General features: G+C 67.0%; 28 protein-coding genes. All 28 read right to left on the reverse strand.

Translation table 11 applies throughout. The features are described from left to right. Window positions 1-12: 12 nt before the first annotated feature. A complete protein-coding gene (gene rpsK / locus FGE12_RS01345) occupies window positions 13-453 on the reverse strand; it encodes a 30S ribosomal protein S11 (protein ID WP_153864382.1) in 441 nt (146 codons plus the stop codon). Window positions 454-529: 76 nt separating this feature from the next. Then, window positions 530-916 carry a 30S ribosomal protein S13 gene (gene rpsM / locus FGE12_RS01350; protein WP_153864383.1) on the reverse strand — a complete coding sequence of 129 codons (387 nt, stop codon included), beginning with the start codon at window positions 914-916 and terminating at the stop codon, window positions 530-532. A gap of 51 nt (window positions 917-967) precedes the next feature. After that, window positions 968-1,084: a 50S ribosomal protein L36 gene (gene rpmJ, locus FGE12_RS01355; protein WP_002633586.1), complete on the reverse strand. Its 117-nt coding sequence runs from the start codon at window positions 1,082-1,084 to the stop codon at window positions 968-970. 72 nt (window positions 1,085-1,156) lie between these two features. Then, the gene (gene infA / locus FGE12_RS01360) at window positions 1,157-1,375 is read right to left on the reverse strand and encodes a translation initiation factor IF-1 (protein ID WP_043409051.1); all 219 of its coding nucleotides are present in this window, start codon (window positions 1,373-1,375) and stop codon (window positions 1,157-1,159) included. Between the two features lie 148 nt (window positions 1,376-1,523). Continuing rightward, window positions 1,524-2,285 carry a type I methionyl aminopeptidase gene (gene map / locus FGE12_RS01365; protein WP_153864384.1) on the reverse strand — a complete coding sequence of 254 codons (762 nt, stop codon included), beginning with the start codon at window positions 2,283-2,285 and terminating at the stop codon, window positions 1,524-1,526. Between the two features lie 50 nt (window positions 2,286-2,335). Continuing rightward, on the reverse strand, window positions 2,336-2,983 hold the full coding sequence (locus FGE12_RS01370; RefSeq protein ID WP_153864385.1) for an adenylate kinase: 648 nt from the start codon (window positions 2,981-2,983) through the stop codon (window positions 2,336-2,338). 159 nt (window positions 2,984-3,142) lie between these two features. Then, a complete protein-coding gene (gene secY / locus FGE12_RS01375; protein ID WP_194797453.1) occupies window positions 3,143-4,489 on the reverse strand; it encodes a preprotein translocase subunit SecY in 1,347 nt (448 codons plus the stop codon). Between the two features lie 129 nt (window positions 4,490-4,618). Then, entirely contained in the window at window positions 4,619-5,143 is a 525-nt protein-coding gene (gene rplO / locus FGE12_RS01380) for a 50S ribosomal protein L15 (protein ID WP_153864387.1), read from the reverse strand. Between the two features lie 62 nt (window positions 5,144-5,205). After that, on the reverse strand, window positions 5,206-5,463 hold the full coding sequence (gene rpmD / locus FGE12_RS01385; RefSeq protein WP_153864388.1) for a 50S ribosomal protein L30: 258 nt from the start codon (window positions 5,461-5,463) through the stop codon (window positions 5,206-5,208). A gap of 3 nt (window positions 5,464-5,466) precedes the next feature. Further along, a complete protein-coding gene (gene rpsE, locus FGE12_RS01390) occupies window positions 5,467-5,985 on the reverse strand; it encodes a 30S ribosomal protein S5 (protein WP_194797454.1) in 519 nt (172 codons plus the stop codon). A 21-nt stretch (window positions 5,986-6,006) separates the two neighbouring features. After that, window positions 6,007-6,360: a 50S ribosomal protein L18 gene (rplR, locus tag FGE12_RS01395; protein ID WP_153864389.1), complete on the reverse strand. Its 354-nt coding sequence runs from the start codon at window positions 6,358-6,360 to the stop codon at window positions 6,007-6,009. 99 nt (window positions 6,361-6,459) lie between these two features. Continuing rightward, entirely contained in the window at window positions 6,460-7,026 is a 567-nt protein-coding gene (gene rplF, locus FGE12_RS01400; protein WP_153864390.1) for a 50S ribosomal protein L6, read from the reverse strand. A 67-nt stretch (window positions 7,027-7,093) separates the two neighbouring features. Then, window positions 7,094-7,492 carry a 30S ribosomal protein S8 gene (gene rpsH, locus FGE12_RS01405; protein WP_153864391.1) on the reverse strand — a complete coding sequence of 133 codons (399 nt, stop codon included), beginning with the start codon at window positions 7,490-7,492 and terminating at the stop codon, window positions 7,094-7,096. 194 nt (window positions 7,493-7,686) lie between these two features. Continuing rightward, the gene (locus tag FGE12_RS01410; protein WP_153864392.1) at window positions 7,687-7,872 is read right to left on the reverse strand and encodes a type Z 30S ribosomal protein S14; all 186 of its coding nucleotides are present in this window, start codon (window positions 7,870-7,872) and stop codon (window positions 7,687-7,689) included. 24 nt (window positions 7,873-7,896) lie between these two features. Further along, entirely contained in the window at window positions 7,897-8,556 is a 660-nt protein-coding gene (gene rplE, locus FGE12_RS01415) for a 50S ribosomal protein L5 (RefSeq protein ID WP_153864393.1), read from the reverse strand. A gap of 183 nt (window positions 8,557-8,739) precedes the next feature. After that, window positions 8,740-9,069, reverse strand: a complete 330-nt coding sequence (gene rplX, locus FGE12_RS01420) for a 50S ribosomal protein L24 (protein WP_153864394.1) — start codon at window positions 9,067-9,069, stop codon at window positions 8,740-8,742. Window positions 9,070-9,125: 56 nt separating this feature from the next. Further along, the gene (gene rplN / locus FGE12_RS01425) at window positions 9,126-9,494 is read right to left on the reverse strand and encodes a 50S ribosomal protein L14 (protein ID WP_153864395.1); all 369 of its coding nucleotides are present in this window, start codon (window positions 9,492-9,494) and stop codon (window positions 9,126-9,128) included. A gap of 130 nt (window positions 9,495-9,624) precedes the next feature. Further along, complete coding sequence (gene rpsQ, locus FGE12_RS01430) at window positions 9,625-9,939, reverse strand: 30S ribosomal protein S17 (RefSeq protein ID WP_153864396.1); 315 nt, start codon at window positions 9,937-9,939, stop codon at window positions 9,625-9,627. A 92-nt stretch (window positions 9,940-10,031) separates the two neighbouring features. Further along, entirely contained in the window at window positions 10,032-10,241 is a 210-nt protein-coding gene (rpmC, locus tag FGE12_RS01435; RefSeq protein ID WP_153864397.1) for a 50S ribosomal protein L29, read from the reverse strand. 58 nt (window positions 10,242-10,299) lie between these two features. Then, window positions 10,300-10,719, reverse strand: a complete 420-nt coding sequence (rplP, locus tag FGE12_RS01440; protein WP_153864398.1) for a 50S ribosomal protein L16 — start codon at window positions 10,717-10,719, stop codon at window positions 10,300-10,302. A 60-nt stretch (window positions 10,720-10,779) separates the two neighbouring features. Further along, window positions 10,780-11,442: a 30S ribosomal protein S3 gene (gene rpsC / locus FGE12_RS01445; protein ID WP_153864399.1), complete on the reverse strand. Its 663-nt coding sequence runs from the start codon at window positions 11,440-11,442 to the stop codon at window positions 10,780-10,782. A gap of 45 nt (window positions 11,443-11,487) precedes the next feature. Further along, window positions 11,488-11,835: a 50S ribosomal protein L22 gene (rplV, locus tag FGE12_RS01450; protein ID WP_153864400.1), complete on the reverse strand. Its 348-nt coding sequence runs from the start codon at window positions 11,833-11,835 to the stop codon at window positions 11,488-11,490. 38 nt (window positions 11,836-11,873) lie between these two features. Continuing rightward, window positions 11,874-12,161: a 30S ribosomal protein S19 gene (rpsS, locus tag FGE12_RS01455; protein WP_153864401.1), complete on the reverse strand. Its 288-nt coding sequence runs from the start codon at window positions 12,159-12,161 to the stop codon at window positions 11,874-11,876. A 12-nt stretch (window positions 12,162-12,173) separates the two neighbouring features. Beyond that, window positions 12,174-13,019, reverse strand: coding sequence for a 50S ribosomal protein L2 (rplB, locus tag FGE12_RS01460; RefSeq protein WP_153864402.1), 846 nt, complete (start codon window positions 13,017-13,019; stop codon window positions 12,174-12,176). A 40-nt stretch (window positions 13,020-13,059) separates the two neighbouring features. Beyond that, window positions 13,060-13,353: a 50S ribosomal protein L23 gene (locus tag FGE12_RS01465; RefSeq protein ID WP_153864403.1), complete on the reverse strand. Its 294-nt coding sequence runs from the start codon at window positions 13,351-13,353 to the stop codon at window positions 13,060-13,062. Continuing rightward, window positions 13,350-13,973: a 50S ribosomal protein L4 gene (gene rplD, locus FGE12_RS01470; RefSeq protein WP_153864404.1), complete on the reverse strand. Its 624-nt coding sequence runs from the start codon at window positions 13,971-13,973 to the stop codon at window positions 13,350-13,352. The genes FGE12_RS01465 and rplD overlap by 4 nt, the downstream gene beginning before the upstream one ends. A 52-nt stretch (window positions 13,974-14,025) precedes the next feature. Next, window positions 14,026-14,334 carry a 30S ribosomal protein S10 gene (gene rpsJ / locus FGE12_RS01475; protein WP_002633608.1) on the reverse strand — a complete coding sequence of 103 codons (309 nt, stop codon included), beginning with the start codon at window positions 14,332-14,334 and terminating at the stop codon, window positions 14,026-14,028. A 192-nt stretch (window positions 14,335-14,526) separates the two neighbouring features. Further along, window positions 14,527-14,648, reverse strand: a 122-nt coding sequence (locus tag FGE12_RS01480) for a hypothetical protein (RefSeq protein WP_153864815.1), incomplete at its 5' end; no start/stop codon positions are given.

Genomic DNA, 14,648 nt, shown 5'->3' on the forward strand with positions numbered 1-14,648 from the left:
ACGAAGAGGGAATTAGACGCGACGGCGCTTGGCCTGACGGCAGCCGTTGTGCGGGATGGGGGTCACGTCGCGGATGAGCGAGATCTTCAGGCCCGCGGCGGCCAGCGCGCGCAGCGCCGACTCGCGGCCCGAGCCCGGACCCTTCACCAGCACCGTCACGTTCTTCAGACCGTGCTCCATCGCCTTGGCGGCGGCGTCGCCCGCGGCAACCTGCGCGGCGAACGGGGTGCTCTTGCGGCTGCCCTTGAAGCCACGGGCGCCAGCGGAAGACCAGGAGATCACGTTCCCGGACACGTCCGTGATCGTGATGATGGTGTTGTTGAACGTGGACTGGATGTGGACCACGCCGTTGAGGATGTTCTTCTTCCCCTTGCGGGCCTTGACCTTCTTGGGGGCCTCGGCGCCCTCCGGGGCGGCGGGCGCTGCAGCGCTGGTGTTCGCCTCTTCAGCCATGTGAGTCGGAGCTCCTGAAAGTAGATGATCGACGCGGGGCGCCGTCTAAGCGGCCTCCCCGCGCAGGGGTGGGAAACTAGCGGCCGGCCGGCGCAGTGGCCTTGGCGCGCACGATGCCGCGCTTGGGCCCCTTGCGGGTGCGGGCGTTGGTGTGGGTGCGCTGGCCGCGCACGGGCAGGCCCTTGCGGTGACGCAGGCCACGGTAGCAGCCGAGGTCCATGAGGCGCTTGATGTTCATGGTCACCTCGCGACGCAGGTCACCCTCGACCTTGTAGTCGGCCTCGATGATCTCGCGGAGCTTGCGCGCCTGATCGTCGGTGAGGTCCTTGGTGCGCGTGGTCGGATCGATCCCGGCCTTCTCGATGATCTTCTGCGCGGAGGTGCTGCCGATCCCGTAGATGTACTGCAGCGAGATCACGGCGCGCTTGTTGGGCGGGAGGTCGATGCCTGCGATACGAGCCATCTGAGTCGTTCCTTCTGGGTGGAGTTGGTCTGAAGCTGGCGACCGGAGTCGCTAGCCCTGGCGCTGCTTGTGCCGAGGGTTGGAGGCGCAGATGACGCGCACGATGCCCTTGCGGCGGACAACCTTGCACTTGTCGCAGATCTTCTTGACGGACGCCCGAACCTTCATGGCGGTGCTTCTCCTTCGAGTAATGAAAAATCAAGCAGCCGGGTGCCTCCCCTCTCGGGAGGCCCGGCTGGGCTACTTCGCGCGGTAGGTGATGCGGCCGCGGCTCAAATCGTAGGGCGACAGCTCGACCTTCACCTTGTCGCCGGGGAGGATGCGGATGAAGTGCATGCGCATCTTGCCCGAGATGTGCGCGAGCACCTTGTGGCCGTTGTCGAGCACCACGCGGAACATCGCGTTCGGGAGGGGCTCCATCACGGTGCCCTCGACTTCGATGGAATCATCCTTCGGCAATCAACACCCGTCCTTCGAACAGCAAACGCTCTTGGAAGCGCGGCGGGATAGCACTTCGCCTCTTTAGAGGCAAGCCTCCTCGCGCATGGGAACCACAAATCCCTACGAACCCCGCCCGACGGTCGCTTATTTCGCCCCTCTGCCTACATCAGGAAGCGCGCCGCGTCAGGATCTCCGGACCCGCCTCGGTCACCAGGATGGTGTGCTCGAAGTGAGCTGACAGCTTTCCGTCCCGGGTGACGGCCGTCCAGTCGTCCTCCAGCACCTCGACCTGGGGGGTGCCGGCATTGATCATCGGCTCCACCGCCAGCACCATCCCCGGCCGCAGCCGCAGCCCGCTGCCCGGCTGGCCGTAGTTGGGGACCTGGGGGGCCTCGTGCAGCGCCCGCCCGATGCCGTGGCCCACGAAGTCGCGCACCACGGAGAAGCCGCGCGGCTCCACGTAGCTCTGGATCGCGTGCCCGATGTCCCCCACCCGGTTGCCCGGCACCATCGCCTCGATCGCCTTCGCCAGCGCCTCGCGGGTCGCGTCCACCAGCGCCTGGGCCTGCGCGCTCACCTTCCCCACCGGCACCGTGCGCGCCGAGTCGCCGTAGAAGCCCTGGTAGACGACCCCGAAGTCCAGCTTCATCAGGTCGCCCTCCGCGAGCTTGCGCTTGCGCGATGGGATCCCGTGCACCACCTCGTGGTTCACCGAGGCGCACAGGCAGCTCGGGAAGCCGTGGTAGCCCTTGAACGCCGGCTTGGCCCCCTTGGCGCGGATCAGCTTCTCGGCGAGCGCGTCCAGGTCCCAGGTGCTCACGCCCGGCGCGACCGCGCGCTCGAGTTCGTCGAGGATCTCGCACACGATGCGGCCGGCCTCGCGCATCCGCGCAATCTCGTCCGCGCTCTTGATCTCGACCTGACCCATGCGTTGTTCGATGCGCGAGCGGCCCCGGCGTCTCCGCCGCGGGCGCGCCCTCAGCGCTTGCCGGCCGCGGCCTTGATCTCCGCGAAGATGCCCTCGGGGCTCCCGATCCCATCCACCACCGTGAGCAGCCCCTTCTTCGCGTAGTAGTCCTTCAGGGGCGCGGTCTGGCGGTCGTACACGTCCAGGCGCTCGAGGATCTTCTCCGGCGCGTCGTCCGGGCGCTGGATGAGGCCCGTGCCGCACTTGTCGCAGAAGCCGGCCCGCTTCGGGGGGTTCTGGTAGACGTGGTAGACGGAGCCGTCCACCGGGCAGCTGCGCCGCCCACTGCCGCGCTCCACGAGCTTCTCGCGCGGCACCTCGAGCGAGACCACCGCGTCGATCTTGCGGCCCAGCTGGGCGAGCGCCTGCTCGAGCGCATCCGCCTGCGGAATCGTGCGCGGGAAGCCGTCCAGCACGAAGCCGTTCGCGCAGTCGAGCGCCTTGAGGCGCTCCTGCACGATCGCGATCACCAGATCGTCGGGCACCAGGTGGCCTGCGTCCATGAGAGGCCCCGCCTTCTTGCCCAGCGGGGTGCCCTCGCGAACGGCCTGCCGGAGAATGTCACCCGTGGAGATCTGAGGGATCTGGAACTCCGCGTACAGCTTCTTCGCCTGGGTGCCCTTCCCCGCGTTCGGCGGGCCCAACAGGATGAGATTCATACGCTCCTCTCGCCTCCGAGTACCAATGCACGCCCGGCGGCTCGGGCCAAGCCCGAGTTGACACGCCCGCTGCAAAAACGCCCAACCCTCAACGACACAGCGCCCCTCCCCGGAGGCCGGGGAGAGGCGCCGGGAGACCTCTTGCGGCTCGCGGCCCTGCTACGCCGCCACGCGCACGCGGCCGCGGATGCGCGGACCGCGCGGCCCGGCGAAGCCCTCGTAGTTGCGGCTGATGAGGTGGCCCTCGATCTGCTGCACGGTGTCCAGCGCCACGCCCACCACGATGAGCAGCGCGGTGCCGCCGAAGGTGAAGTGCACCCCGAGCAGGCTGCTGATGACCGAGGGGATCACGCAGATGGCCGCGAGGTAGATGGCGCCGCCGAAGGTGATGCGGTTGAGCACGCGCTCGATGTAGTCGGCCGTCTGGCGGCCCGGGCGGATGCCGGGGATGTAGCCGCCCTGCTTCTTGATGTTGTCCGCCACGTCGTCCGGCTTGAAGGTGAGCGCCGTGTAGAAGTAGCTGAAGAAGATGACGAGCAGCACGAAGATGCCGTTGTAGATCCAGAGGTTGCCGGTGATGGCGCGCTCGAAGCTCTGGAGGAACGGGAACCAGGTGCCCAGGGTCGCGGGGAAGCTGAGCAGCGCGCCGGCGAAGATGGGCGGGATCACGCCCGAGGTGTTCACCTTCATCGGGAAGTAGGTGGCCTGGCCCGCGAACATGCGCCGGCCCGCCATGCGCTTCGCGTACTGCACCGGGATGCGGCGGTTGCCGCGCTCCACGTAGACCACCACGCCCACCACGAGGACCATGAAGGCGAGCAGCGCGATGACCGCGCCCGCGTTGATCACGTCCTGGCTGGTGAGGTCGAAGAGGTTCTTCGCGCCGGGCACGAGCCGCGCCACGATGCCCGCGAAGATGATGAGCGAGATGCCGTTGCCGATGCCGCGCTCGGTGATGCGCTCGCCCAGCCACATGATGAAGGCCGTGCCGGCGGTGAGCGAGATCACCGTCATGAAGGTGAACCAGAGGTTGTCGTTGGGGACCACCACCTGGTTGATGCCCGTCTGCCCCACGTCACCGCGGCCGAGGCTCGCGAGCCAGCGCGAGATGCCGATGCCCTGCACGATGGAGAGCACGATGGAGCCGTAGCGGGTGTACTGGTTGATCTTCTGCCGCCCCGCCGCGCCCTCCTTCTGGAGGCGCTCGAAGGTGGGCACGACCACCGCCAGCAGCTGCATGATGATGGAGGCGGAGACGTACGGCATGATGCCCAGGCCGAAGATCGACATCTGCTCGAGCGCGCCGCCCGAGAAGAGGTTGAACAGGCTCACGAGGCCGCCCGACTGCTTCTGGGCGTCCATGAAGGCGTTCATCGCCGCGCGGTCAACGCCCGGCGTGTTGATGAAGATGCCGATGCGGTACACCGCGAGCAGCATCAGCGTGTACGCGAGCCGGTTGCGCAGCTCCGCGATGCGGAAGACGTTGGCGAAGGCGTTCAGAGCCACGTGGGAGCCATCCCCTGGTGAAGGTTCTTCCAGAACAACAGCGCCCCTGTCCGGAACGGAGAGGGGCGCGAAAGCCTACACAAGCAGCCGGGCGCGCGTCACCTGGAAGTGATGCGCGCCCGACAAATGTCAGCCCTGGGCCTTGCGCGGGGCCTTCACGCCCTTGCCGGAGTGCGCCTTGCTGGCAGCCTCGGGCTTGTGCGCCATCAGGGGGAGCTCGTTCACCGAGCCGCCCGCCTTCTCGATCGCCTCACGGGCGGCCGCGGAGAACTTGTGCGCGGTGACCGCGATCTTCTTGGAGAGCGTGCCCTGGGCCAGCACCTTGATGCCGTCCGGGCGACCCTTGACCAGGCCCGCGCTGCGCAGCGCCGCCTCGTCCACCGTGGCGCCCGCGTCGAAGCCCTCGAGGTCCGCGAGGTTCACCACCGCGTACTCGAGGCGGTTGGGCGAGTTGAAGCCGATCTTCGGCATGCGGCGCTGCAGGGGGCTCTGACCGCCCTCGAAGCCCTCGAAGCGCATGTTGCCGGAGCGGGCCTTCTGGCCCTTGCCACCACGGCCGGCGGTCTTGCCGAGGCCGGAGCCCTGGCCGCGGCCGACGCGCTTCTTCTTGTGCCAGCTGTTGCGGGGGCGCGACAGGTTGTTGAGAGTAGCCATCTGTGAATCCTCGTCTCGCGGGCGGCCTCCTCCCGGAGGCCCCGCATCCAGACTGTTAGGGCCTACTGCGCGGCCTTCGCGCGGGCCTGGTCACGGCGAACGATCTTCCGGGGCTTGCGGCGCTTCGGCGCCGGAGCCTCCTCGCTCACCACTTCCTGCGTCACCAGGTGCTTCACCTTGAACACCATGCCGCGGTTGGCGGGCGTGTCCTTGAGCAGGCGCTCCTGACCGAACTTCTTCAGGCCCAGCCCCTCGATGGTGGCGAGCTGCGACGCGCTCGCGCCGGCGAAGCTCTTCACGAGCTTGATCTTCAGCGCCATGACTTAACCCCTCGCTCCGCCGGCCTTGGCCAGCTCGATGTCCTTGCCGCGCAGGCGGCTCACCAGCTCCGGCGAGCGCAGGCCCTTGAGGCCCGCCACGGTCGCCTTGAGCACGTTGTGCGGGTTACGCGAACCCTGGCTCTTGGTCAGGATGTTGCGGATGCCCGCGGCCTCGAGGACCGCGCGCACGGCGCCGCCCGCGATGACGCCGGTACCCTCACCGGCCGGCTTGAGCAGCACCCAGCCGGCGCCGAAGTGCCCGAGCACCTCGTGCGGGATGGTGTGGCCCTGCAGCGGGACGCGGAACAGGTTCTTCTTCGCGTTCTCGCCGCCCTTGCGGATGGCCTCGGGGACCTCGTTGGCCTTGCCCAGGCCCACGCCCACGTGCCCGGCGCCATCACCCACCACGACGAGCGCGGCGAAGCTGAAGCGGCGGCCACCCTTCACCACCTTGGCCACGCGGTTGATGTTCACCACGCGGTCGGTGAGGTCGAGATCGTTCGGATTGATCGGAGTTGCCACTTGGGATGCCTTTCGAAAGTTTTAGAACTTCAGCCCGGCCTCGCGCGCGGCGTCAGCCACGGCGGCGATGCGCCCGTGATAGGGGAAGCCGTTGCGGTCGAACACCACCGCGTCCACGTTGGCGGCCTTGCACTTCTGCGCGATGAGGGCGCCCACGCGCTTCGCGTCGGCCTTCTTGTCCCCCTCGTCCTGGCCCTTGAGCTCCTTGGACAGGGTGGAGGCGAAGGCGAGCGTCTTGCCGGTGGAGTCGTCCACCACCTGCGCGTAGATGTGCTTGAGGCTCTTGTAGACGGTGAGCCGCGGACGCTCGGTGGTGCCCGAGAGCTTCCGGCGGATGCGGTTCTTCCTCTTGATGCGCGCTTCGACCATGGCCATGGCTGCTTCCTTTTCCGTCCGGCGGCGATAGGGCCTTCCACCGCCGGATGAGGGCCGGAGCGCCACAGGCGCACCGGCCGGGTTGTGAGTTCAAAAAGACTAGGCGGTACCGGTCTTGCCTTCCTTGCGGCGCACGCGCTCGTCCGAGTACTTCACGCCCTTGCCCTTGTACGGCTCGGGCGGGCGCAGCGCGCGGATCTTCACGGCGGTGGTCCCGAGGACCTCCTTGTCCGCGCAGCGGAGCGTGAGGCCGAGGGTGGGCAGGCCGTCCTCGGTGCGGCTGGTCTTGTCCATCTCCGCCGTGACGCCCTCGGGGAGCGGGAACACGATGGGGTGGCTGAAGCCCAGGGCGAAGTGAATGGCCTTGCCCTTCACCTCGGCGCGGAAACCGACGCCGCGGATGTCGAGCTTGCGCTCGAAGCCGGTGCCCACGCCCTTCGCCGCATTGGCGAGGATGGTGCGGGACAGGCCGTGCAGGCTCTTGGCCTGGCGCGACTCGTCCTTGCGGCTGACCGTGATCTCGCCGTCCTTGATCTGGACCGCGATGAGCTCGGGCACGTCCACCGACAGCTTGCCCTTGGGGCCGTCGAAGTTCACCTTCTGGCCCGCGACGGTCGCCTTCACCTTGTCGCCGAGCTTGATCGCCAACTTTCCAATCCGACTCATAGTTGCCTCGTGCAGTCTGCCCAGCGCGCGCAGGGCCTCTCGGCCCCGCTCGCACCCGGGCTGCTGGCTAGTAGACGGTGCAGATCAGCTCGCCACCGACATTGGCCTTGCGCGCCTCGGAGTCCGTCATCACGCCGCGCGACGTGGAGAGGATCGCGATGCCCAGGCCACCCAGAACGCTCGGAATCTCGCGGGCGTTCACGTAGCGGCGCAGACCCGGCTTGCTCACCCGCTTGATGCCGGCGATGACCGCGCTGCGGTCCGGGCCGTACTTCAGCTGCACGGTGATCTCGCTCTGGGGCGCCTTCTCGTGGATGGTGTAGTCGCCGATGAAGCCCTCGCTCTTGAGGGCCTTGGCGATCTCCACCTTCAGCTTGCTGTGAGGGATGACGCACTTGTCGTGCCGCGCGCGGGAAGCGTTGCGCAGGCGGGTCAGCATGTCGCCGACGGGGTCATTGACCGGCATGGTGAGGCTACCTTCTCGGGGCGGCTGGCGCGTCCCCTGGGGGAGGCGCGCGCCCTGCTCGTGACCGCCGCGCCTGCCGGGCCCATCCCGGGGGTTCGCTGCGATCGTCCAACTGCGGTGCTACCTGGAACGGCTGCTGCCTGCTGCGCGCCGGCTCCCCTGCCCTGCTGGAGCCGGCCACCTGCCGCCTGGGGCTACCAGGAGGACTTGGTCAGACCGGTGATCTCACCGGCCAGCGCGCGCTTGCGCAGGCAGATGCGGCACATCTTGAACTTGCGCAGGAAGGCGCGGGGGCGACCGCAGAGCGGGCAGCGGTTGTACGCGCGAGCGGAGAACTTCGGCTTGCGCTTCGCCTGGGCAATCTTGGAGAGCTTGGCCATGTGAAGAGGTGTCCTTGGGAAGGCTTAGGTGCGGAACGGCATGCCGAAGTGACGCATCAGCGCCAGCCCCTGCTCGTCGTTCTGAGCGGTGGTGACGAAGCTGATGTTGAGCCCCTTCACCTTCTCGATCTGGTCGTAGTTGATCTCGGGGAAGATGATCTGCTCGCGCACGCCGAGCGTGTAGTTACCGTTCCCGTCGAAGGCCTTGGGGGACACGCCCTTGAAGTCGCGCACGCGCGGCAGCGCGACGGCGATGAGGCGGTCCATGAACTCGTACATGCGGTCGGCGCGCAGCGTGACGGCGCAGCCGATGGCCTGGCCCTGGCGCAGCTTGAAGTTCGCGATCGACTTGCGGGCGCGGGTGATGACCGGCTTCTGACCGGTGATCGCCGCCAGCTGCTCCACCGCCGACTCGAGAATCTTGTTGTTGGCGAGCGCCTCGCCGAGGCCCATGTTCACCACGATCTTCTCGAGGCGCGGGACCTGGTTCGGGTTCTTGAACCCGAACTCCTTCATGAGGGCGGGCACGCCCTCCTTGCGGAAGCGCAGCTTGAGGCGCGCGGGGCCGACCTTCAGGCCCTCCTCGATGTTGGCCGCGAAGCCAACCTTCTTCGCCTCTTCCTTCTTGCGGCCCTTCTTCTCCTTCGGGGCCTTCGCTGCCTTCTCAGTCTTCTCGTCAGCCATCGTGCTTTCCTCTGCTTCGGAGCGCCGTCGTTGAACCCAGCCGCGCCGATCAGTTACCGCTATGGAGAACTCTCAAAACACCAGAGGGTCCGAGGAAACTTCGGACCCTCGCGCACGCCTGCCCGCCCACCCCTCCAGCCCGGGTAGGCGGAAGGGAGCGCGTACATGCCCTAGTGACGACCGCTAGTCAATCAGCGCGTCGCAGTTCTTGCAGAACCGCTTCTTCTTGTCCCCGTCAGCGCGGATGCCCACGCGGGTCGGCTTGTCGCACTTGGCGCAGACGACCTGGACGTTGGAGAGGGCCACGGTGCCGGCCTTCTCGATGACGCCGCCCTCGGGGTTCCGGGCGCTCTTGGGGGTGTGGCGCTTGACCATCCGCACGCCCTCGACGGTGACGCGCTCGGCCTCGCGGTCGATCTTGAGGACCTTGCCCCGCTTGCTGGCCGGGCTCTTCTCCGAGCGCTCGGCGCCCGAGATGACCTGAACCGTGTCTCCAACCTTGAGCTTCTGCATGGCTTTTTCTCTCTTGTGAGCGACTCGCTCGAGCGCCGCTCAGGGGGATCCCGGGACTACAGGACCTCGGGGGCGAGCGAGATGATCTTCATGAACTTGCGGGCGCGCAGCTCGCGGGCGACCGGCCCGAAGATGCGGGTCCCGATGGGCTCCAGGTCCTTGTTGATGAGGACCGCGGAGTTGCCGTCGAACTTGATGTAGCTGCCGTCCGGACGGCCGAGCTCGCGCTTGGTGCGGACGATGACGGCCTTGGCCACGTCACCCTTCTTCACCTTCGAGTTCGGCAGCGCCTCGCGGATGGAGACGACGATCACGTCGCCGATGGAGGCGTACTTGCGCTTCGAGCCGCCCAGCACCTTGATGCAGAACACCTTCTTGGCGCCCGAGTTGTCGGCAACGTCGAGCACGCTTTGCATCTGAATCATCTGAGAATCTCCCTCTTCGGAACCTACGAACGCGCCGACCACCTCCCGGCGGGCGGCGGCGTGCGGCAGCAGACGGGGCCCTCCCCTACCGGCCGGTCTACCGGCCTGGGCGGAGGGCCCGTGCGCGCAACTAAATGCCCTTGCTCTTCTCGATCACCTCGACCACGCGCCAGCGCTTGTCCTTGCTGGCCGGCTTGGTCTCGGCGATGCGCACCCGGTCACCCTCGTTGATGGTGACCTTGGCGGGGTAGTCGTGGTCCTCGACGTGCGCCTTGTACTTCTCGCGCACGTTCATGATCTTCCCGTACTGGGGGTGCGCGGTGCGGCGGGAGACGGTGACGACGACCGTCTTCTGCATCTTGTTCGAGGTGACGATCCCCACGCGCGTCTTGGGACGGCCGCGGGTGGTGGTCTTCTCAGCGGGGGTCTGGGTCGCTTCAGCCATCGTGAATCTCGCCTGTCAGTCTGGGCACCCGGCTCCTCGCCGAAAGCGCCCCGTGCCGTGGGCCCCCGTCACCGGGGGCGGCACCGTTGAGCCTACTTGCTGGCCTTCGCCGCGCGGGCCTGCTCGGCCTGGACGGTGAGGATGCGGGCCAGGTCGCGCCGGTGCGCGGTGCGCTCCGCCGGGCTGTCCAGCGAGCCCGTGCGGCGCTTGAGCTGGTCCTGGAACAGCGTCTCGCGCATCTCGGACGCGCGCTTCGCCAGCTCCTCGCCCGACAGTTCCTTCAGTTCCTTGGCAGTCGCCATGTTCTTCTTCTCCGGTGGAGCTCCGGGGGGCCCCTTATCAGGCCCCCCCGCGGCTCGGCTACAGCGAGAGCTCGCTGCGGTGGACGATCTTGGTGAGCACGGGCAGCTTCGCTTGGGCGAGCTTGAGGGCGCCGGTGGCGACGTCCTTGGTCATGCCCTCCATCTCGTAGAGGATGCGGCCGGGCTTGATCACCGCCACGTAGTACTCCACGCCGCCCTTGCCGGTGCCCATACGGGTCTCGGCGGGCTTCTTGGTGATGGGCTTGTCCGGGAACACGCGGATCCAGATCTTGCCGCCGCGCTTCACGTGGCGGGTCATGGCGATACGGGCCGCCTCGATCTGCCGGCTGGTCAGCCAACCCGGCTGCAGGGTCATCAGGCCAAACTCACCGTAGGTGAGGTTGCTGCCGCGGTATGCCTTCCCAGGCATGCGGCCCTTCTGCATCTTGCGGTACTTGGTACGAGCAGGCTGAAGCATCGTGGTCGTCCTTCGAGCGCCGGGGCGCTCCCCTTCCGGAGAGCGACCCTCGAGCGGAAATTAGCGGTTGGTGGGCAGCGCGGCCTGGCCACCCTTGCCCGGGAGGACCTCGCCCTTGCAGATCCACACCTTGCAGCCGATCTTGCCGTAGGTGGTCTTCGCCTCGGCGAAGCCGTAGTCGATGTCCGCGCGCAGGGTGTGCAGGGGCACGCGGCCCTCGCGGTACCACTCGTAGCGCGCCATCTCGGCGCCGCCCAGGCGCCCGGAGCAGGCCACGCGGATGCCCTTGGCGCCGAACTTCATGGCGGTCTGCAGGGCCTTCTTCATGGCGCGGCGGAAGGCGATGCGGCGCTCGAGCTGGGTGGCGATGTTCTCGGCCACCAGCTGCGCGTCGGTCTCGGCCTTGCGGACCTCGACGATGTTGAGGAAGACCTCGTTCTTCGTGAACTGCTGGAGGTCCTTCTTCACGGTCTCGATGCCCGCGCCGCGCTTGCCGATCACGATGCCCGGCCGAGCGGTGTGCACGTTGACCTTCACCTTGTTGGCCGCGCGCTCGATCTCCACCTTGGAGACGCCCGCGTGGTTGAGCGACTTCTTCACGAACTCGCGGATCCGGATGTCCTCATGGAGCCACTGCGCGTAGTTCTTGTGCTCGAACCACTTGGAGTCCCAGGTCTTGATGACCCCGAGGCGGAACCCGATCGGATGAACTTTCTGGCCCAACGTGCTTCTCCTTCAGAAGTTGTGACGTGATCGGCGCTTCGGGGGCTACTTCTTCTTCGCCTCGGCGAGCACCACGTGAATGTGGCTGGACTTCTTGTTGATGCGGCTGGCCCGGCCCATGGCGCGCGGCATGAAGCGGCGCTGGGTGGGGCCCTGGTCGACCGAGATGGTCTTCACGTAGAGCGTGTCCACGTCGACCTGGCCCTTGGACAGGTCGGTGGCGTTCGCCACGGCGCTCTTGATGAGCTTCTCCACCGGACGCGCAGCGGCGCGCGGGGTGAAGCGCAGGATGTTGAGGGCAGCCTCCACAGGCTTGCCCCGGACAAGCGCGACCACCATCGAGACCTTCCGGGGGGCCATGCGCAGGTTACGCAGGTGTGCAGTCGACTCCATCGTCATCTCCTCAGTGGGCGAAGCTCGCCCTGCGAGCTCTACTTACCCGGAGCCTTGGCGACCTTCTTCTCCGCCGAGTGCCCGCCGAACGTACGCGTCGGCGAGAACTCACCGAGCTTGTGACCCACCATGTTCTCCGTGACGAACACCGGGACGAACTTCTTCCCGTTGTGCACCGCGAAGGTGTGACCGACGAACTCAGGCAGGATCGTGGAGCGACGCGACCACGTCTTCACGACCGCCTTCTTGTTGGCCGCCAGCATCGCCTCGACCTTCTTGGCGAGGTGCTGGTCGACGAACGGACCCTTCTTGATCGAACGAGCCATTGATCAAATCCTTTACTGGCTGCGGGGGCCCTGACGGCGCCCGCTGACGATGAACTTGTCGGTGCGCTTGTTGGTGCGCGTGGTGAGGCCCTTGGTCTTCTTGCCCCAGGGCGAGACCGGGTGCGGGTTACCCTGACCGGACTTGCCCTCGCCACCGCCGTGCGGGTGGTCGACGGGGTTCATGGCCAGACCGCGGACGGTGGGACGGATGCCGAGCCAGCGGCTCTTACCGGCCTTACCGACGCGGATGATCTCGTGCTCGATGTTGCCGAGCTGGCCCACGGTGGCGCGGCACTCGAGCAGCACCTTGCGCACGGCGCCGGAGGGCAGGCGCACCTGAACGTAGCGCTCCTCCTTCGCCATCAGCTGGCCCCAGCTGCCGGCCGAGCGGATCATCTGCGCACCGTGCCCCGGGTGGAGCTCGATGTTGTGGATGACCGTGCCCACCGGGATGTTCTGCAGCGGGAGGCTGTTGCCGGGACGGATGTCCGCGGTGGGACCCGCGAACAGCGTGTCACCGACGGCCAGGCCCACGGGGGCGAGGATGTAGCGCTTCTCGCCGTCCGCGTAGTGCAGCAGCGCGATGTTGGCGGTGCGGTTCGGGTCGTACTCCACGCCCACGACCTTGGCCGGCACGCCGTCCTTGTCCAGGCGCTTGAAGTCGATCTCGCGGTAGCGACGCTTGTGACCACCACCCTGGTGACGACGGGTGATGTGGCCGTGCACGTTGCGGCCGCCGCTCTTGGAGAGCGAGCTGGTGAGCTTCTTCTCCGGCGTGCTCTTGGTGATGTCCGCGAAGTCGGACGCCGTCATGAAGCGGCGGGCGGCGGAGGTCGGCTTGAACTTCTTGATGCCCATGGTGGTCTCCTGGCGGTTCCTCGGTGCGCTTGCGCGCGCCTTAGACCGCCCCTCCCTCGAAGAGCTCGATCTTGTCACCCTCCTTGAGGGTCACGACGGCCTTCTTGTAGTTGGGGCGCTTGCCAATGCTCTTGCCGACGCGCTTGATCTTGCCGCGCACGACGTTGGTGCGGACCGCCTCGACGTTGACCTTGAAGAGGGTCTCGACGGCGCGGGCCACGTCCAGCTTGGTGGCCTTGCGATCCACGATGAAGGAGTACTGACGGAACTTCTCGCGGGCCTGATCGAGCTTCTCGGTGATCAGCGGACCCTTGACGACGTCGTTGATGTTCATGAGAGCGACCCCTCGAGGGCCTTCGCGGCCGCGGACGTGATGACGAGGTGCTTGTGACGCAGCACGCTCTCGAGGTTCAGGCCCTCGGGAGGCAGCACGTCGAACTTGGCGAGGTTCCGCACGCTGCGGTGCAGGTTCTCGTTGCCCTTCTCCTCGATGACCAGGGCATCCGCCAGCTTCAGGCGCTTGGTCAGCGTCTCGAAGGCCTGCTTCGCCTTCGGCGCGTCCAGCTTGAAGCCGTCCAGGATGATCAGGGTCTTCTCGGAGGCGCGCAGGCTGAGCGCGGCCCGGAGGGCGCCGCGGCGCACCTTCTTGGGCGGACGGTAGAAGTAGTCGCGGCTCTTGGGAGCCATCGCCTTACCGCCACCGACCCAGTGGGAAGCGCGGATCGAGCCCTGGCGAGCGCGGCCAGTGCCCTTCTGCTTCCAGGGCTTCTTGCCGCCACCGCTCACGAGCGAGGTGTTCTTCACCCCGACCGTGCCGCGACGACGGTTGATCTGCTGCATCTTCGCAACCTCGTAAAAGAGGTTCTTGTTCGGGGCAGCGCCGAACACGTCGTCGGAGAGCTCGATCTCCGAGACCTTCTTCATATCCAGATCGACTACGTCAAACTTCGCCATGGCTCTTTCCTCAGGCGGGTCGGCGGGAGTTGCGCCGCGCCGGCCCTGCTCTCTAGGACTTGATCTCGACGTCAACGCCCGCGGACAGATCCAGCTTCATCAGCGCGTCCAGCGTCTGCTGGGTCGGCTCGAGGATATCGAGCAGGCGCTTGTGCGTGCGGATCTCGAACTGCTCGCGGCTCTTCTTGTCCACGTGCGGCGAACGAAGGACCGTGAACTTGTTGATGCGGGTCGGCAGGGGGATCGGACCGGCCACCTTGGCGCCCGTGCGCTTGGCCGTCTCGACGATCTCACCCGCGCTCTGGTCCAGGAGCTTGGAGTCGTACGCCTTCAGCCGGATGCGAATCTTCTGTGTCGCCATTCGGAAAAACCTCTTTGACGGCCCCTACAAACGGAGGCGCTCGAAACCACGTCCCCTGGATGTCACAGAGCCGTTGGTGCAGACGAAGGGGCGCGGCAAATACCACCGCGCCCCGGTGGATGCAAGGACGAATCTTCAACTTCTGACATCCGCCTACGCTGCGGATGCCAGAAGGGCCGGGATAACCCCGAATTACGCGATGATGTCCGCCACGACGCCGGCGCCCACGGTGCGGCCGCCCTCGCGCACGGCGAAGCGCAGCTCCTTCTCCATGGCGATGGGGGTGATGAGCTCCACCTCGATGGCGATGTTGT

It is taken from the genome of Aggregicoccus sp. 17bor-14 (assembly GCF_009659535.1).
Classification (GTDB): Bacteria; Myxococcota; Myxococcia; order Myxococcales; family Myxococcaceae; genus Aggregicoccus.

Bases quoted from the DNA above. Each gene is read 5' to 3' on its own strand.
- rplP (WP_153864398.1), bottom strand. From the start codon at position 10,719: ATGCTTCAGCCTGCTCGTACCAAGTACCGCAAGATGCAGAAGGGCCGC.
- rplR (WP_153864389.1), bottom strand. From the start codon at position 6,360: ATGGCCATGGTCGAAGCGCGCATCAAGAGGAAGAACCGCATCCGCCGG.
- rplB (WP_153864402.1), bottom strand. From the start codon at position 13,019: ATGGGCATCAAGAAGTTCAAGCCGACCTCCGCCGCCCGCCGCTTCATG.
- rplD (WP_153864404.1), bottom strand. From the start codon at position 13,973: ATGGCGAAGTTTGACGTAGTCGATCTGGATATGAAGAAGGTCTCGGAG.
- rpsQ (WP_153864396.1), bottom strand. From the start codon at position 9,939: ATGGCTGAAGCGACCCAGACCCCCGCTGAGAAGACCACCACCCGCGGC.
- rplF (WP_153864390.1), bottom strand. From the start codon at position 7,026: ATGAGTCGGATTGGAAAGTTGGCGATCAAGCTCGGCGACAAGGTGAAG.
- rpmD (WP_153864388.1), bottom strand. From the start codon at position 5,463: ATGGCGCTGAAGATCAAGCTCGTGAAGAGCTTCGCCGGCGCGAGCGCG.
- rpsK (WP_153864382.1), bottom strand. From the start codon at position 453: ATGGCTGAAGAGGCGAACACCAGCGCTGCAGCGCCCGCCGCCCCGGAG.
- map (WP_153864384.1), bottom strand. From the start codon at position 2,285: ATGGGTCAGGTCGAGATCAAGAGCGCGGACGAGATTGCGCGGATGCGC.
- rpsH (WP_153864391.1), bottom strand. From the start codon at position 7,492: ATGCCGGTCAATGACCCCGTCGGCGACATGCTGACCCGCCTGCGCAAC.
- FGE12_RS01465 (WP_153864403.1), bottom strand. From the start codon at position 13,353: ATGAACATCAACGACGTCGTCAAGGGTCCGCTGATCACCGAGAAGCTC.
- rpmC (WP_153864397.1), bottom strand. From the start codon at position 10,241: ATGGCGACTGCCAAGGAACTGAAGGAACTGTCGGGCGAGGAGCTGGCG.
- rpsS (WP_153864401.1), bottom strand. From the start codon at position 12,161: ATGGCTCGTTCGATCAAGAAGGGTCCGTTCGTCGACCAGCACCTCGCC.
- rplN (WP_153864395.1), bottom strand. From the start codon at position 9,494: ATGATTCAGATGCAAAGCGTGCTCGACGTTGCCGACAACTCGGGCGCC.
- rpsJ (WP_002633608.1), bottom strand. From the start codon at position 14,334: ATGGCGACACAGAAGATTCGCATCCGGCTGAAGGCGTACGACTCCAAG.
- FGE12_RS01370 (WP_153864385.1), bottom strand. From the start codon at position 2,983: ATGAATCTCATCCTGTTGGGCCCGCCGAACGCGGGGAAGGGCACCCAG.
- FGE12_RS01410 (WP_153864392.1), bottom strand. From the start codon at position 7,872: ATGGCCAAGCTCTCCAAGATTGCCCAGGCGAAGCGCAAGCCGAAGTTC.
- rplX (WP_153864394.1), bottom strand. From the start codon at position 9,069: ATGCAGAAGCTCAAGGTTGGAGACACGGTTCAGGTCATCTCGGGCGCC.
- rpsM (WP_153864383.1), bottom strand. From the start codon at position 916: ATGGCTCGTATCGCAGGCATCGACCTCCCGCCCAACAAGCGCGCCGTG.
- rplV (WP_153864400.1), bottom strand. From the start codon at position 11,835: ATGGAGTCGACTGCACACCTGCGTAACCTGCGCATGGCCCCCCGGAAG.
- rplO (WP_153864387.1), bottom strand. From the start codon at position 5,143: ATGGCTACTCTCAACAACCTGTCGCGCCCCCGCAACAGCTGGCACAAG.
- rpmJ (WP_002633586.1), bottom strand. From the start codon at position 1,084: ATGAAGGTTCGGGCGTCCGTCAAGAAGATCTGCGACAAGTGCAAGGTT.
- rplE (WP_153864393.1), bottom strand. From the start codon at position 8,556: ATGGCTGACGAGAAGACTGAGAAGGCAGCGAAGGCCCCGAAGGAGAAG.